General features: G+C 59.0%; 13 protein-coding genes and 2 pseudogenes. 9 read left to right on the forward strand and 6 right to left on the reverse strand.

Annotated elements, in window-relative coordinates; genetic code table 11:
• Nucleotides 1–231: 231 nt before the first annotated feature.
• The 3 genes and pseudogenes from QP305_RS00460 to QP305_RS00470 all read right to left on the reverse strand — a co-directional run.
• Nucleotides 232–588, reverse strand: a pseudogene (locus QP305_RS00460) (DUF6688 family protein); the annotation flags it as partial.
• Nucleotides 589–1,016: 428 nt separating this feature from the next.
• The gene (locus QP305_RS00465) at nt 1,017–1,337 is read right to left on the reverse strand and encodes an AzlD domain-containing protein (RefSeq protein ID WP_284890202.1); all 321 of its coding nucleotides are present in this window, start codon (nt 1,335–1,337) and stop codon (nt 1,017–1,019) included.
• Nucleotides 1,334–2,074, reverse strand: a complete 741-nt coding sequence (locus tag QP305_RS00470; protein WP_284903264.1) for an AzlC family ABC transporter permease — start codon at nt 2,072–2,074, stop codon at nt 1,334–1,336. The genes QP305_RS00465 and QP305_RS00470 overlap by 4 nt, the downstream gene beginning before the upstream one ends.
• Nucleotides 2,075–2,191: 117 nt before the next feature.
• Between QP305_RS00470 and QP305_RS00475 the strand changes: the two genes are divergently transcribed.
• Both QP305_RS00475 and QP305_RS00480 read left to right on the forward strand, forming a co-directional pair.
• Nucleotides 2,192–2,833 carry an antibiotic biosynthesis monooxygenase family protein gene (locus QP305_RS00475; RefSeq protein WP_284903265.1) on the forward strand — a complete coding sequence of 214 codons (642 nt, stop codon included), beginning with the start codon at nt 2,192–2,194 and terminating at the stop codon, nt 2,831–2,833.
• 345 nt (nt 2,834–3,178) lie between these two features.
• Nucleotides 3,179–4,408: a hypothetical protein gene (locus QP305_RS00480; protein ID WP_284903266.1), complete on the forward strand. Its 1,230-nt coding sequence runs from the start codon at nt 3,179–3,181 to the stop codon at nt 4,406–4,408.
• Nucleotides 4,409–4,646: 238 nt separating this feature from the next.
• Here the strand turns inward: QP305_RS00480 and QP305_RS00485 are convergent, their stop codons facing one another.
• Both QP305_RS00485 and ppc read right to left on the reverse strand, forming a co-directional pair.
• A complete protein-coding gene (locus tag QP305_RS00485) occupies nt 4,647–5,048 on the reverse strand; it encodes a hypothetical protein (RefSeq protein ID WP_284903267.1) in 402 nt (133 codons plus the stop codon).
• A gap of 384 nt (nt 5,049–5,432) precedes the next feature.
• Nucleotides 5,433–8,261: a phosphoenolpyruvate carboxylase gene (gene ppc, locus QP305_RS00490; protein ID WP_284903269.1), complete on the reverse strand. Its 2,829-nt coding sequence runs from the start codon at nt 8,259–8,261 to the stop codon at nt 5,433–5,435.
• A gap of 336 nt (nt 8,262–8,597) precedes the next feature.
• On the opposite strand from ppc, the pseudogene QP305_RS00495 reads away from it, so the two are divergent.
• From QP305_RS00495 to QP305_RS00525, 7 genes and pseudogenes are all read left to right on the forward strand, one after another.
• Nucleotides 8,598–9,447, forward strand: a pseudogene (locus tag QP305_RS00495) (sugar-binding transcriptional regulator).
• Nucleotides 9,448–9,809: 362 nt separating this feature from the next.
• The gene (deoC, locus tag QP305_RS00500; RefSeq protein ID WP_284903567.1) at nt 9,810–10,484 is read left to right on the forward strand and encodes a deoxyribose-phosphate aldolase; all 675 of its coding nucleotides are present in this window, start codon (nt 9,810–9,812) and stop codon (nt 10,482–10,484) included.
• 105 nt (nt 10,485–10,589) lie between these two features.
• Nucleotides 10,590–11,993, forward strand: a complete 1,404-nt coding sequence (gene fucP / locus QP305_RS00505; RefSeq protein ID WP_350309588.1) for an L-fucose:H+ symporter permease — start codon at nt 10,590–10,592, stop codon at nt 11,991–11,993.
• 53 nt (nt 11,994–12,046) lie between these two features.
• Complete coding sequence (locus QP305_RS00510; protein WP_284903270.1) at nt 12,047–13,144, forward strand: aldose 1-epimerase family protein; 1,098 nt, start codon at nt 12,047–12,049, stop codon at nt 13,142–13,144.
• Nucleotides 13,144–14,052: a ribokinase gene (gene rbsK, locus QP305_RS00515; protein WP_087070794.1), complete on the forward strand. Its 909-nt coding sequence runs from the start codon at nt 13,144–13,146 to the stop codon at nt 14,050–14,052. Before QP305_RS00510 ends, rbsK begins: the two co-directional genes overlap by 1 nt.
• 167 nt (nt 14,053–14,219) lie before the next feature.
• Complete coding sequence (locus QP305_RS00520) at nt 14,220–14,600, forward strand: hypothetical protein (protein ID WP_284903272.1); 381 nt, start codon at nt 14,220–14,222, stop codon at nt 14,598–14,600.
• A gap of 41 nt (nt 14,601–14,641) precedes the next feature.
• Nucleotides 14,642–15,007: a hypothetical protein gene (locus QP305_RS00525; RefSeq protein WP_284903274.1), complete on the forward strand. Its 366-nt coding sequence runs from the start codon at nt 14,642–14,644 to the stop codon at nt 15,005–15,007.
• 117 nt (nt 15,008–15,124) lie between these two features.
• Here QP305_RS00525 and QP305_RS00530 read toward each other — a convergent pair whose 3' ends face one another.
• Complete coding sequence (locus tag QP305_RS00530; RefSeq protein WP_026429366.1) at nt 15,125–15,814, reverse strand: DUF981 family protein; 690 nt, start codon at nt 15,812–15,814, stop codon at nt 15,125–15,127.
• Between the last annotated feature and the right edge of the window lie 3 nt (nt 15,815–15,817).

Here is a 15,817-nt window from a genome sequence, read left to right on the forward strand (position 1 = left end):
AGCAGATCCGGATGCCCGGATCTGCTCCCCCACTGCATTCGCGGAGCCGCATGAAGCATGCCCGGAAACGAATGCGCTGGCGAGGAAGGTATGTTTTTCCGGGATGTACTTCTCGTGTACGACAAGCACAGTACAGCTCTGAAAACAGATACCCCCTCCCCAGGGGCTGGTGTGACTATTGAACTTCGTGAGCCCTTGCGCTATTCGTGCAGTTTTAACTTGCGCCCGATATTACCCGGCAGTGAAGTCCTGGCGGCGGCGGCCGGTGTACTGGATTGCGATGCGGTCCTCCGGGCGGGCATCAACCAGGTAAATAACTGCCAGGAATAGCCATTCCAGGGGTTTCATGGCGATCCAGACGACGTCCGCCGCGAGGCGGGTGCGGATGAGCCGCGAGAGTGGGAAGCCATAACGGTTATAGAAGCTTCGGATTGCCCGATGCGCTCTCGGGGTCTTTTCTTCCAGGACCTGTTCAAATGCATTCGCGATAAGAAGCTGGCGGTTCACGGTAATGCGATGCCCGCCGCGCACCCCGTCCCGGATCGGTTTGACTATCGCCGGGTGACCGCCGGCTGCCACGGTGCATAAATAGTGCTCGTCGTAGTAGGTATTGGGCTACTTTTCGACCGCTGCTTACATGGAAACTGAGCGCCAGGAAGATAGTCCAGACATCATGCGCAGCCTCCAGAACCGGCAGCAACTTCCCCCGTATTGCGATGATCAGCGCGATGACCTGGTAACACGTGAGGATAATCGGGTAGGTGGTGACCCAGGGGAAAATAGCGAGGACGATCAATGAAAAAATGAATTCCTCTGGGCTAGATGAATATCGTGAACTGGTGAACACAGCGTGGATAACACGTAAAATGAACCAGGCGTAGACAATCACATAGGCAAGAAAAATCTGCGTGAGGTAGGGGTGCCGGATCACGAAACTTCGTTTGCGCGCCTCAGGCATGTGGATCCTCCTCAGCAGTTTTCGCTCGCCTTCGGTGGCGCAAGCGTCACCCCAGATTCTAGATCGCGAGCAGGCCGATATAGGTGAGGGTGCCGGCGGCCAGGGAAACGAGCATGCGGCGCCCGGAAAGTTCGTGGGCCAGAATCGTGACCGCGCTGGCCACGCCCACGCGCAGCACGGATTCCGCAGATATTGGAAGCACTTCGTTGCGAACCATCGCCAGCGCCAAAATGACCAGTACCCCCACCGGGAGCCAGGCCGATAATGCTCGCACCAAACGCGAGCGGCGCAGCGGATGCAAAATAAGGAACGGCACCCCGCGCAGGCACAGCATGAGGGCCAGAGAACCCAGCAGCACAGCAAGGAGATAGCCGGTCATCGCAGCTCACCTTCCTCGCCTGATGCGCCGCGTGGGGAGGGAGCGGCGTCGTCGTTCTTCTTAAAACGGGTGCGCACCACGAAACGCACCACTAAGAACAGCGCAAAAAGACTCATCGCGACCGGCAGCAGGGCGCTCGGCGCGCATAGCTGCGCCAGCAAAAACGCGAGGCCCGCGCCGAGCACGCCGGGAATATCGCGGCGCGCGTGGAAAGCGTCCAGGGCGAGGACGACGAAAAGGGCGACGAGCGCGAAATTGACGCCGCGAATCTGGCCGGGGAGGAACCCACCAATCGCCACTCCCAGGAGCCCGCCGCCGACCCAGCACGCTTGGAGCACGGCTTGGAGGGAGACCAGCCGGCGTTGGTTCCAGACGCCGGGATGTGAGGTGGTGATGGCGTAGGTTTCGTCGGTGAGGGAGTAGACGCAATACATGCGGGCGAGCGGGTGGGTGAGTTGCGCGATGGGGTACGAAAACGCGTAAAAAACGTGACGCACGTTCACGAAAAAGATGGTGAGGAGAATCGTGAGGACGGGTGCGTGCGCACTAATAAGGGCGACGGCGAGCAGCTCGGCCGAACCGGAATAAATAAAGAAGGATAGCGCGGGAGCGAGCCACCACGGTTGGCCGTACTGGATAACAAGAAGTCCGAAGGCCATGCCCAGGGGGATCATCCCCAGGCCGGCGCCCGCGGCCATCTGTGCTCCGAAGCGGACATCTGAGACGTGGGAAGGCATGCGCCCTATTGTGGCACCGGCGGGGGAGCGGAGGGTGAAGTTTCCACCATGCGGAGCATCGGGTGCCAAGAGAGTTACTATGGTGCACGTCCCATTGTTCTAGGTGAAGGAGCCTCCATGACCGTCGTGAAAATCAATGCTATTTCTGTTCCGGAAGGTGCTGGCGAGCACTTCGAGGCGCGTTTTGCGGCGCGCGAAGGTGCCGTGGATCAGCGGCCCGGTTTTCTGTCCTTCCGGTTGCTGCGCCCGCTGAACGAAGGGGAGCGCTACCTGGTGGTCACCGAATGGGAATCCGAAGAGGATTTCACCGCGTGGCGTACCGATCCGGCCGCGCATCCGCGCAAAATGGATGCTGCCCGCCAGGCACCCGATAATGCACACTTGGGTGCGCAGCTGCTCGAATTTGAGGTGGTCAATCTTCCTGAAGTCGAGCACGGGCAGACCCCGCAAGCGGGCTTTGTTTCTATTGTGGCCCTATCTTTCCTCCCCGGAATGGAGAAGGTTATTGAGCAGCGTTTCGCGGCGCGCAAGGCGGCCGTGGATGCGGCACCCGGATTCTCCTTCTTCGAACTGTGGCGCCCGGTAAACGGGGTGGAGGACTACTACGTGGTGACCGGCTGGGATGCGCAGGATTCTTACGATGCCTGGGCCGCGGCCCGGGAACGCGCTCCGCATAACACCGCGGATCAGCCTAAGAACCGAGGCCTGGATGTGACCCTGCACGGGTACGCGGTGGTACAGCAGAGCATTAAGCAGTAGGTGCAGGATACTGGGCTGAGGTGCGGCCTGAGGTGCGGCTGCGGAAACGCGAGTCATCCTTGCGGATCCGTTCGTCACGAATCTGTTATGGAATCACGCCGATCTTGCGGCTTGGTTGTGGAAGATTAGCCGATATGTGGAGAGAAATAAAGACAAAGATTATAAGTTATTCTGATTGAGAAGTGAATGACATTACATGTCCTGTCGCTTTGATCACTTAAGGGTGGCGTGGCTAGTGTGGTGCCTAGAGAGTGCTGTGCTGCGCCTTCGACGGCTCTGCCACCACGGCTGACACCACCAGGCCGGCACCCATGGCGCTTTCCGCCAAGTTTTAAGGATCAACTCATGACAGAACATACAACTACGCCCGGAGGGGCAACTCCCGAGCGCGATTACCCTGAAGTAACGACGGCGCATACCCGCGCGGATCGCGAACGAGTTACCGCACGTCCGGTAGATGCCCGGACGGCTTCGGCCGGGCAGTACTCGGCCGAGGATGCGAAGCCGGGATGGCGCTCCACTTTCCTAGGCGCTGATACCCCGGGCCGGGCCACCAATATGTCCTGGGGCTCCGTTTTCGCCGGTGTTGCCGTTGCTATTGCCACCCTGGTGGTCTTCAGCTTCCTCGGCGCGGCGATCGGCCTGGGCACTTTCGATCCGGCCTCGAGCAATCCCGGTGAAGGTTTCGGCTTCGGCATGGGGCTGTGGGCGGTGTGCTCCATTGTGATCGCCCTAGGTTTGGGCGGTTACGTGACGGGCGCGCTGGCCGTTAAAGGCGGGCTGCTGCACGGCCTGACCACCTGGGCCACCACGATTATTGTGGCCACCGTAGCGGTGTGGCTGGGTATTTCCGCCGCGCTGGGCGCGGTTGGTTCAGCCATCGGCTCGGTGGGCAACGCCGCGGGTAGCGCGGTAGGTGGGGTGGCGCAGGCCTCCGGGAACGCCGTTTCGGAGGCGGCCAGCGCTATTTCCGATAACCTCGACGTTCAGTGGGATAGCGTGGAAGCTCAAACGGAGAAGATTCTTGCGGATACAGGTGAGGAAACACTCCAGCCTGATTACCTGCGCGGCCAGGTGGACGGCGCCACGGATGATATCAGTGCTGCGGCCAAGGACCTGGTGGTCAATCCGGAAAATTACGAAACGATCCTTTCCGATCTGGGCGATTCACTCCAGCAGCGGGTTGATTCCGTGACGAAGGATATTGACCGTGATGCGGTGGCGAAGTCCGTTGCCGCAAATACGGACCTGAATGAGGATGAAGCTCGCAAGGCCGTGGACAACGCGGTGGAAGCGTACAACCAGGCACAGGTCAAGGCTGAGCAGGCTCTTAATAACGCGGAAAAGACTCTCCAAGATGTGCAGGCTCAGGCCAAGGATCTGGTTGCGGAAGGCCGCGAGGTTGCTCAGGACGTCACCGATACCGGCTCCACCGTTGCTATCTGGGCTTTCGTGGGTCTGTTGCTCTCCGCGATTCTCACCGCTTTTGCGGGTGTATGGGGCTCGCGCGCGGTGGTTGGCCGCAATGATGCCGGTGCGGTGCGCCGCGATGCGGATGCTACACGCAGGAAGTAGTAGCTCGGTTTTATAGCCGGCTAACGGCCGAAGAGAGCTAAGCATGGGGCCGGGTCAGGTACCGAAATTCAGGTACGTGGCCCGGCCCGTTATTTTACGGAAAATTAGCTGAGTTTCCTGATGAAAGCAAACTAAGGGGCGGGTACCGTTTCTCGGTACCCGCCCGTGTACAGATTGGGTTGGTGCGCGGAAGCTGCGTCGTCGTTCCGGCATCGCGCTACCGCGCAGAAAGCCGCGCCTAGCGCTCCCGGTCCTCCAGATATCGAAGCAGCACTGCTTCGTATCCGTCCAGCGCGCCCTCGGGATCCTCCGCCGCCTTCTCAAGGAAGGGGATCAGATCCGGCCCGGTTTTCTCCATGACGTTCAGACGGTCCGGATTCATGTAACGGAAAGCCTTTTCCATAATATGGCGGAGAATCGTCTGCCCGATTGCCACATAAGCGAAAGCCACCGACTTCTGATGCGAGAAACCGCCATCTTCGAGTGCCCGGGAGAGCCCCTGGAGCTGTCGCGCGAAATGCACCGTCAGCTTCGGGTTGCATAGGAGCACCTCGCCTAGCCCGTTGTAATCATCCAGGGTGCGCCGCAGATTCGCATCTGCCTGCTCGATGGCATCGTGCCAATCAGTGCCCGCGTGCACAATTGGTGTTTCATCGGCAGCGCGCCGAATGACTGCCTCAACGATATCCTGACGGCCATCGTAAAGGCGGTACACCGCGGGGGGTCGCAACGCCGATCTTGCCTGCAATATCACTCATAGTGAAGGTAAAGACGCCAACCTCCTTCGCTGCCCGAATAACATCGTCAGCGTTGAAGCGTTGCTTCCTACCCACTCTTCTTCTATATGTTCGTTCCACGGTTTCAGTTTAGTGTAAAAATAAGTCCGGTGTCGCCCGAAACACAGGTTTTTTCTTAATAAAAGCCGCAGAAAGTAAAAATGAGGCTCAGCACCGGCGCCTTTGCCGGTCCCGAGCCTCGTCCGCGCGGTGAGATCGCCGCACGCTTCATACGGTTTCCATAACGTTTATCCCGTATTCTTCATTCCAGCGGAAATGCCGTTAATCGTGGTAAGCAGGGCGCGCTGCTCATCGGCCGATTGCGCCTTGCCGGAAAGCCCATCGGCGCTGCCCGCATCCGCTCGCACCCGCGCCAGCAGCGCCACCTGGAGGTAATGAATCGGTTTGAGATATTGGTCACGAATACGCAAGGTCCGCTGCAAAACCGGCTGGGTATCCAGAAGATCATCCTCGGCCAGCAATGCCTCAAGCTCGCGTACCGTCAGTTCGTATTCTTCGCGAATCTCCGCGTAGATATGGTGGAGCCGCTCGGGCACCAGGGTGCGCACATAATGCCCGGCAATATCCATATCTGTTTTCGCCAGGGTCATTTCAATATTGGACATCGTGGTGCGGAAGAACTGCCAGCTGCGCACCATTTTCTTGAGGTCCTCCCCGTACCCGGCTTGGCGCGCGGCCCGCAGCCCGGAACCGGCACCGAACCAGCCGGGTACAATCTGGCGGGACTGGGTCCAGCCGAAGACCCAGGGAATAGCCCGCAGGCCATCCAGACCCTTCTCGGAGGTGGTGCGCTTGGAGGGGCGCGAACCGATATTGAGATCACCGAGCAATTCCACCGGGGTGGAGGTCACGAAATATTCGGGCAGATCCGGATCATCGGCAAGCACGCGATAGCGCTGGTAGGCCGCCCCGCTGAGGAAGTCCATGACTTCGTCGTAGCGGCTGAGCGACACATTGCTATTACGCGGTTCGCGATGCAGGGCGGAAGCTTCCATGACCGCGGCCAGGGTGAGGGAGAGGTTCTCCCGGGCCAGGGCCGGCAGCGTGTACTTATCGGAAATAACCTCGCCCTGTTCGGTGAACTTAATTTCGCCGTCCAAAACGCCGTACGGCTGGGACAAAATCGCATCGTAGGTGGGCCCGCCCCCGCGCCCCACCGAACCGCCACGGCCGTGGAAGAGCCGCAGGGTCACGCCGTGCCGAGCGGCGACGTCGCGCAGCTGGCGCTGCGCCTGGTGGATTTCCCACTGGGACGTCACCACACCCGCATCCTTATTGGAATCCGAGTAGCCGAGCATAACTTCCTGGCGGTTACCCCGCAGCCGCACAATTTCCCGATAGGAAGGATCGGAGAGCAGGGTATCGAGGATCTCCCCGGCCCGGCGCAGCTCCGGCACTTCTTCCAGCAGCGGCGCAAATCCCAGATCGGCGCGCTTCTCCGAGCTTTCCAGATCAATAATCCCAGCTTCACGGGCCAGCAGCGCCACGGAGAGGATGTCGTCAGGGCCGTGGGTCATGGACACCAGATACGTGGTAATGGCATCGGTCCCGTAAATCTTATGGGCCTGGCGAATCGCCCGGAATACCTCGAAAGTCTTTTGCGAACTCTCCGTCAGCGGCGAATCATCGGTGTTGATCAGTGCGGGTGCCAGCGGGCGCGCGGAGGCCAGTTCCCGCCCCAGCAGCGCGGTGCGTTCTTCGCGGCTCAGCGTGGCGTAATCCGCCTCCAGACCCCCGAAGCGATTGAATAATTCGCTGAGCAGCTCAAAATGCTTCTCGGAGTGCTCGCGCACATCCAAAATGACCAGCCCCAGGCCCATCCCGTGAATAATCTGCTGGGCGGTGGCGAGCAGCCCGTCGGCCACCCGTTCCGCGCCGTGGCGGCGCAGGGCATCGCGCAGCAACTGGAATTCTTCTTGAATTTCCGTTCCGGTGGCGTAGTCATGGCCGGGAATATGCTCCGCACCCGTGGTGATGCGGGCCTTCGTATTATTGAGTTTGGAGCGAATGGCACCCAGCTTGAGCCGGTAGGGTTCTTCCGCGTAAAGGGCCCGCGAATCTTCATCCACGAGGTCCGGGAAGCGGAAGTCCTCTTCTAGGGAGGCCAGCAGTGCGGCGTCGTCGCCCGAAAGACGCGAGGAAATCGACAAGCTGAGCATCGCGCGGTTGACGAACCACACGGCAATATCGATAGCGGTGCTGGACTGGAGCCGCAACACATCGGCCGTGACCTCCGCGGTGACGTACGGGTTGCCGTCGCGATCCCCACCGATCCAGGAACCGAAACGGATCGGGACGGCGTCTTCGGGCAGGTGGGCGCCGTAACGTTCCAATTCGTCGCGGAAATCTGTGATGACATCGGGAAGGGTATCCGTGTAGAGGCTGCGCAGGTACCACATCACATTGCGGGCCTCATCCAGGGGAGTGGGCTGCACGCGGCGCAATTCGTCGGTGAGCCAGATGCTCTCCATCACCGAGGCGAGTTCGCGATCCTGGCGGGCGCGTTCCTCGCTGCCTTCTTCCGTTTCCGTCTCCACAATTTCGGAGACGCGGCGCAACTTGGTAAGCACGGCGCGCCGCTGCGCTTCGGTGGGGTGAGCGGTAAAAACAAGGCGAATATCCAGCGAATCGACGGTTTTTTGCAGGCCCTCCAGCCCGACCGCGTCATAAATACGCGCAATCGCGCGCGGAACCCAGGATTCAGCCGGATCCTTATCGCCAATAACCTTGATACGGAACGTTTGTTCCGCCGCGTTGGCGAGCAGGAAGTATTCCGCGAACGCACGCGTGAGAATGATAGCGGTATCCGTGGACATATTATCCAAGGAGCGCTGCACTTCTGAGGCGGCCGTCTCCGAATCGAGATCACGCGCCGCCGCCCGGACTTTCTCAATGAGATCGAGGGTTTCTTCCCCGTGCTGCTGGGCAATTTCCTGACCGAGCATCGTGCTCAGGCGCCGCACAACCGCGCGCAGCGGCGCATCGAAATCTTCGGGGGAGCGGGCCGTGGTGCGGTCAACGGAGTCGTGGAGCTGAATATCTTGGTCGTGGCTCACTAGATCTACTCGCCTCTCCTTGGGGATCTCACCGTTGCGGTATCGGCCGGTGCACAGCTGTGGCGCGTGCTGATGCCGATGCCGCTTTCCATCCTAACGCTAAGGCCGCGCCCGGGTGTAATCACAGGTCCCGGGTGGAACGACGCCGCAGCACCTGCGTTGTTACGTGCGCGCGGAGGCTCGCTTACACTTGCGATGATGAGGTACGACGACGAGGTGGTGCTGGTGGACTCTGGTGTTGTGACGCGGGATGGGCTTTCTGCGCGGGATATTGATGCGCTCGACGCCGCAAAACTGTATTACTCCGGACTCAGCCAGGACGAGGTAGCCCAGCGCATGCACCTGGCCCGTTCCACGATCTCCAAGTTGCTCAGCCACGCCCGCAAGCGCGGCTTTGTGCGGATTACCGTGAACGATCCGCGCGAAGATGACGCGTTCCTGTGCGCGCGGTTGAGTGAGCGCTTCAATTTATTGGATGTGCGCCTGGTCAGCCCGCCCAGTTCCGCGCCGGAAGATGTGCGCGAGGCCCTCGGGCGGGTGGGCGCGCAGGTGCTCAGTGAACAGATTCGCGACGGCGACGCTATTGGCATCTGCCTCTCGCGCACCACCGAAGCGGTCCCGCCATATGCCCCGTATTCCGCGCAAAGGCGTGGCGATTATTCAGCTCACGTGCTGTATTGGGGCGTGCGTGCGCACCATTGATGAAACGATGGTGATGGAGCGCATCGCCGCCTCCTGCGGCGGGCAGGCCGTATATTTCCAGCTTCCCGCTTTTCTTAGCGCCCAGCAACGTGAAGATCCGGATATTAAGGCACGTTTGCGGGCGACCCGCACCCAGCGGGCCAGCACCCGGGTGGTTCTCTATACGGTGGGGGATGCCCGCTCGAATCTGGCTTATCTGGCGGGCTTCCGCCTGGAGGATACGGATATGACGCGGCTGCTCACCACGTCGGTTGGTGATATTTGCACCCATTTCATTACCGCGCAGGGCCGGGTATGCCTTCCGGATCTCAATAATCGTTCCACCGGGATTAGCCTGCCCGAATTACGCGAGAAGGAACAAAAAATCCTGGTGGCCGGCGGGCCGGATAAACTCCAGGCTATTTATGCGGCGCTGGCTAATGGTTATGTGTCACGCCTGGTCACCGATGTGGGAACCGCGCGGGCTTTGACGATGATGAGCTAGGCGCGTGGGGCTGAGGTTTCAGGCATGCGGGGCGGGCGTTTAAGGCGCGCGGGGCAGGCGTTTAACGCGCTCCCCGCGCCCGCGGAACATATGTTCCTTTCGCGAACATCGGTGGTAATATGGGCACGGCGCATTCGCGCAGCGGCGACTTTTCCGCGAGCTGGCGCGCTTATGGACGCTTCCGGTGCGTGGGGCGGTGAAGGGGCAGCGCGTGGCACTCGGCGGCGCTCTCACCTAGATTCACTCGTGAACACCGTAAAACGGTGTCGTATTAGTAGCGTGAGGCTGGTAGGGGAGACTACGGTTATGGAGTTTCCGGCTATCAGCGTGAGTCACGGTGGGAAACATACAAAGGAGTCATGATGCCCGCTCTCGATCATTATTCACGTCCCGCACAGCTCATCGACCACACTCTTTTGCGTGCCGATGCCCGCCGCGCCGAGATTGAAGAACTGTGCGCCCAGGCTCGCACCCTGGGAACCGCCTCGGTATGCGTCAATCCGGTGTGGGTGGAGACCTGCGCGAAGCTGCTTTCCGGTAGCGGTGTCAAAGTATGTACGGTTATTGGCTTCCCTTTGGGAGCCAGTAGCTCGGCAACCAAAGCCTTCGAAACCCAGGACGCCATCACGCACGGCGCTACCGAAGTCGATATGGTTATCGATCTTGGGGCCGCGCGCGATGGCCGCTGGGAAGACGTGGAAGCTGATATTGCCGCGGTGGTGGGGGCAGCGAAGCCGGCCGCGCTAGTCAAGGTCATTATTGAGATCTGCCTGCTGGGCGACGATGAGATCGTGCGGGCCTGCCAGGCCGCCCAGCGGGCCGGCGCTGATTTCGTGAAAACTTCGACAGGCTTTTCCTCCGGCGGGGCAACGGAACACGCCGTCGCCCTTATGCGCGCAACAGTGGGGGAGCAGATGGGCGTGAAAGCCGCGGGCGGGATCCGCAGCGCCGCTGATTTCCGAGCGATGGTTGAAGCCGGAGCCACTCGCATCGGCGCTTCCGCGGGAGTCCAGATCCTCGCTGAACTACAGCGCTAAGCGCAAACACAATAACAACCGAATATTTCCTCCCGGGAGGTGGGGTGGCAGCGACGCCGCGGCCCACCACCCGCGGGCGGATATTGACAAAAAGAAGGACTACTCATGTCACAACAATCGGGCAATGAAGCCCCTATGCGGCCCGCAATAACGCTGCAAGAAGAATCCGGAGTTCCCAATACCACCTTCGGCCTCATTAAAGATCCCTCCCTCCAGCTCCGCGACGGTTATCTCAACCGCACCCCGCTGCTCCAATACATTCTTATTTCTATTTGTTTCCCCCTGTGGGGAGCCGCGGCATCCCTCAATGACGTGCTCATTACCCAATTCAAATCAATTTTCGAACTCTCGGATTTCGCTTCCGCCTTCGTGCAATCGGCTTTTTACGGCGGGTATTTCCTGCTGGCCATCCCGGCCTCGCGGGTGATCCGGAAGTGGTCGTATAAAACCGGGATCCTGGTGGGCCTGAGCTGCTATATCATCGGCTGCACGATGTTCTTCCCGGCCTCCCATATGGCAACCTATTCCGTGTTCCTGGCGGCGCTCTTCGCTATTGCTACCGGGCTTTCCTTCCTGGAGACCTCCTGCAATACCTACTCCACGATGATTGGCCCACGGCGCACCGCCACCCTGCGCCTCAATATTTCCCAAACCTTCTACCCACTGGGCTCAATTTTCGGAATTCTGCTCGGTAAATACCTGATTTTCACGGAAGGGGAGGCACTGCACAAGCAGCTTGATGACCTGAGCGGCCTGGAGAAAACCCAATTTGCACAGGAGATGCTCCAGCGCACTTTGCAGCCTTATAGGTTCATTATTCTGGTGCTCGCCGTCGTACTTATTTTGGTGGCGCTCACGCAATTGCCGTCGTGTAAACCGCTCAACGCCGCGCACCACCAGTCCCGGGCGTCTATCGGCGAAACGCTGCGCTATCTTCTCCACAATAAGCGCTTCGGCACCGGGATTCTCACCCAATTCCTCTACGTGGGTATGCAGACGGCGGTGTGGTCTTTCACGATTCGCCTCGCCCTCACCCTCGATACTTCCATTAATGAACGCACCGCCAGTAACTACATGGTGTGGGCTTTCGCGGCGTTCTTTACCGGGAAATTCATCGCGAATATTCTCATGACGAAGCTGAACGAAAACCTGGTGCTCGTGCTCTATTCCCTGGCCGGGGTGGCGGCCCTCAGCTACGTGGTGCTGGTGCCGAATATGACGGCGGTCTACGCCGCCATCGTGACCTCCGGGCTTTTCGGGCCGTGCTGGGCCACCATTTATTCGCGTACCCTCGACGCCATCGAGGACAAGCGGCATACGGAAACCGGTGGCGCGGTTATTGTTATGTCCATTATCGGTGGCGCGGTGATCCCCGTTATTCAAGGCTTGGTCTCGGATAAGACCGGGTCGATGCAAACATCCTTCATCGTGTCACTGTGCTGCTTCGTGGCGGTGCTCATCTACTTCTTCTCTATTTATCGTAAAGATCGCGCTGGCGTTGCGGCCTGACCCCGCACCATCGTGTTTTTGAGACGTCACTGTTATGAACAAAGGAGATCATTATGACGTTCACTATTAATCTGCGTGAGGATCAGTTCACCGAGGCGCCGCGCTGCCTGGCCGAATCCCCAGAGTTTCGGGTGATTGCGCAGCGCTATCCTTCGGGCGTTGCGGCGCTCACCGTGCATAATTCCCGCGGATATATTGAAGTTCTTCCGTTTATGGGCGGCATCATCTGGGATGCCAATTTTGACGGTATCTCGCTGCGCATGAAAAATATGTTCAGCCAGCCGCGCCCCGCCCGCGAGATTTCGGATACCTACGGCTGTTTCGCTTTCCATTCCGGATTGCTTGCGGCCGGCTGCCCGAGCCCGGACGATACTCACGTGCTACACGGGGAGTTTTCTTGCGCCACGATGGATCGCGCGTGGATTGAGATCGATGGTTGTGGGAACGACGGCGCTATTCGGCTTGCGTCCACCTACGAATACGCACGTGGTTTTGGCGATCATTACCGTGCCACGCCCACGGTTTCCCTAGGTGCCGGGGCCACCGATTTCACCATCGGTATGGACGTGGAGAATCTTTCTCCCTGCCAGCCGATGCCGCTCCAGTACATGTGCCATATGAATTATGCTTTCGTGCCCGGCGGCACCATGCGCCAGTCGCTCCCGGCGGGCAGTTTCCAATTGCGCCGCTCCATTCCCGCGCACGTCACGCCCACGCCGGAATGGACTGAGTTGAATAACCGGATTATCGCCGGTGACATTGATGCGGATTCCTTGGAAGGTGCGGAGAGCTTCAATCCGGAGATCGTGTACTTCGCCGATGATCTGCCCCGTTACGGGCAGAGCGCGCGTTTTGAGCTTGCGGCCCCGGAGGGGCACGCTTTCTTCACAGAATTTTCGACGGCGCAATTCCCCGTGGCGACCCGGTGGATCCTCTGGACTTTAGACCAGCAGGTGGCTGCTTTTGTTCTTCCGGGAACCAGCCGGCCTGAAGGTTTCCTGGCCGCTAAGGAGGCTGGCACCCTCATCTGGGTGGAACCTGGCGGAACCCGGAGTTTCCGGGTCCATACTGGCCTGGTACCGGAAGGGCAGGCCGCGGAGCTTTCTCATTCCCGCAGCGCGAAGAACGATACAGCAGAAGAGGCACACTAATGGATATCGCAGTAATCGGCTCGAATATGGTCGATCTTATTTCCTATATCAACCGCATGCCGGGAGACGGCGAAACCGTGGAGGCGCCCGATTTTGCGCTCGGCTGCGGTGGGAAGGGAGCTAATCAAGCGGTGGCCGCCGCACGCCTGGGTTCGGCGGTGCGGATGGTGACCCGGGTGGGTAATGACCTCTTTGCCGATAATACAGTTGCGAATTTCGAGCGAAACGGGATTGATACCACCTACGTGCTGCGTACCGCGGCAACATCTGGGGTGGCTCCTATTTTCGTCAATCCGGATTCCCAGAATTCCATCATTATTGTGCAGGGCGCTAATTCCTTGCTAACTCCGGCCGATATTGATGCCGCAGCGGCGGAGATTTCCAGGTGCAAACTGATTGTTTTGCAGTTGGAAATTCCCCTGGAAACGGTCTATTACGCTATCGAGTTCGGGGTGAAACACGGTATTGATGTGCTTCTCAACCCGGCGCCGGCCCAGCCGGATCTGCTGCTCTCTCGGGTACGAGCCTGCACCTATTTCACACCTAATGAAAGTGAGCTATCGCTGCTCACCGGAATGCCGGTAGAAACTATCCCGGATGTTCGCAATGCCGCGCATACTTTGCTGGAGGCGGGGATGCGCAACGTTATTGTGACGCTCGGCGGTAGGGGAGTGCTCTGGGTGGCCGATGGCGTGGATATGCTGTTGCCGGCAACGCCGGTGGAAGCGGTGGATACCACCGGTGCGGGCGATGCCTTTATCGGGTGTTTCTCCCATTATGTGGTGGCCACTGGCGATATTGAGTACTCCTTGCGGATGGCTAATCGCTACGCTGCTGATTCGGTAACGAAACGCGGCACCCAAACCTCCTACGCCAGTAAGGAGGAATTCGCTCTCCTGCACAGCTAAACGGCGGTAAAGGATAGGATCTGTACTCTGTTATATCCCCGCGCGGTGAGAGGCGCGTAGAAAGTGGCGGCCAGAGGCTCTTTCGGGAGCTTCCTGGCCGCTGCTCCGCTATAGTGCCAATAAGAACAATGCCGCATACCGTACCGAGCCGTCCGTGAGGGGAAACAATGGAGCAAGGCTGGGTTTTTCATCCCGAAGAAAAATATCAATTTGACCACGTATGGGATTACGACAACCGGCATCCTGATGCGCTTTACGAGATCAGCTTTTCTAATGGGGAATGTTACCGGGCGGTCTACTTCACCTCGTTCGAAAGTGATAACGCCGGTGAACTCGACATCGAAATGGACGATCCCCTCTACGACGAGTTCTTTGTAATCGTTTTCGAGATTTTGGAAATTGTCCATGACGGCCCGCGCCGGTATAGCAACTTCCTCGCGGTCGATTACCGGGATTTTCCGGAGAAGATTATCGACATCACGACCAACACCGTGGTTTATCCGCTAAATTCGCTGACTCAGGCAACGATACCTACTATCCAAAACTGAGGCCCCATCGCCCCCGCCACACCGAGAAAGAGGGACAAAAAGTGACCGGCATCACCCATTCAGAGGAACGAGAGCAAGTAGATGTTCTTGAGGCGTACTACTGGGATCATCCAGATGCCCAGTATCGCATCGTTTTCGCCGATGGTGAGGAATATATAGGTATTTTTTTCGCGGCATTCGAAAGTGATAATGCCGGCGAGCTTGGGATTGAAATGGATGATCCTCAATACGATGAATTCTTCGTCGTTGCGATTGAGATTGTGAGTATTGTTCACGATGGTCCCAGACGTCTCAACCAATACCTTTCGCTCGATTATCGGGATTTTCCGCAGAAGATTATCGACATCACGAACGGTGTTGTGCTCTATCCACCCTCGCCGCATTCTCCGTGCAGTACCGTTCAATAGCAATCCGCGGGGCCCGAGATGCTCACCAGGAACACCGCCAAACCCCGCGGATCGCGTGATGTGCACTAGCGTTTCCGCTACCGCGTCATCATGAAATGTGAAATATAGGAACTGTTATTAGATATAGGAACCGTCCGGCTGCGGGAAGAAGCCCACGTGGCTGTAGAACACCGTGAAGGACAGGAAGATCCACAGCATGCCCACGCCCCAGGTCAGGATGGCAGCGATACGCGCCACCCACTTGCTATCCGGAACGAAGGGGGAGAGGATCGCCGAAACCCCGGTACCCACGTACAGGAACATGACCAGCAGCGGCTCGATGAGCGATCCGGCCATGAGGCGCGCAACCGGCTCGATTTCCGGAGGACGCCACATACCGAAGTGCATACCCGCGATGCCGAAAAGCACCAGCCCGAAGCCACCGATAGCGGCAACGTAGAGAAGCGGACGCAGCGTGGCCACCAGATCGAGGGGGCGCACGCCCTTATCCGCAAGCTTTTCAGCACGCAGAATCGCAATACCGGCGATGAAGGTCAAAATCCCGTAGAAAGCGGCCGGCTCACCGAAGGTGATGTTATCAACGGAGCAGCAGAAAGCGCCGTCGATCTGGGCCAGCGGCCAGGTCAGGGTCATATGAATGCCGGTAATCCCCAGGAAGGCACCGGTAGCAACGAAAGTCCAGCCCCACCCGGCCAGGGTGCGGTGATTCGGGTTCGCAGCCACGCGGGCGAAAAGAACCACGAGCACCATAATCGCACCGGCAACGAGCGCCATGGTGGTGTTATACGTAATACCTTGCATGAGCATGGC

Origin of the sequence: Actinotignum timonense (assembly GCF_030216305.1) — a bacterium.
Classification (GTDB): Bacteria; Actinomycetota; Actinomycetes; order Actinomycetales; family Actinomycetaceae; genus Actinotignum; species Actinotignum timonense_A.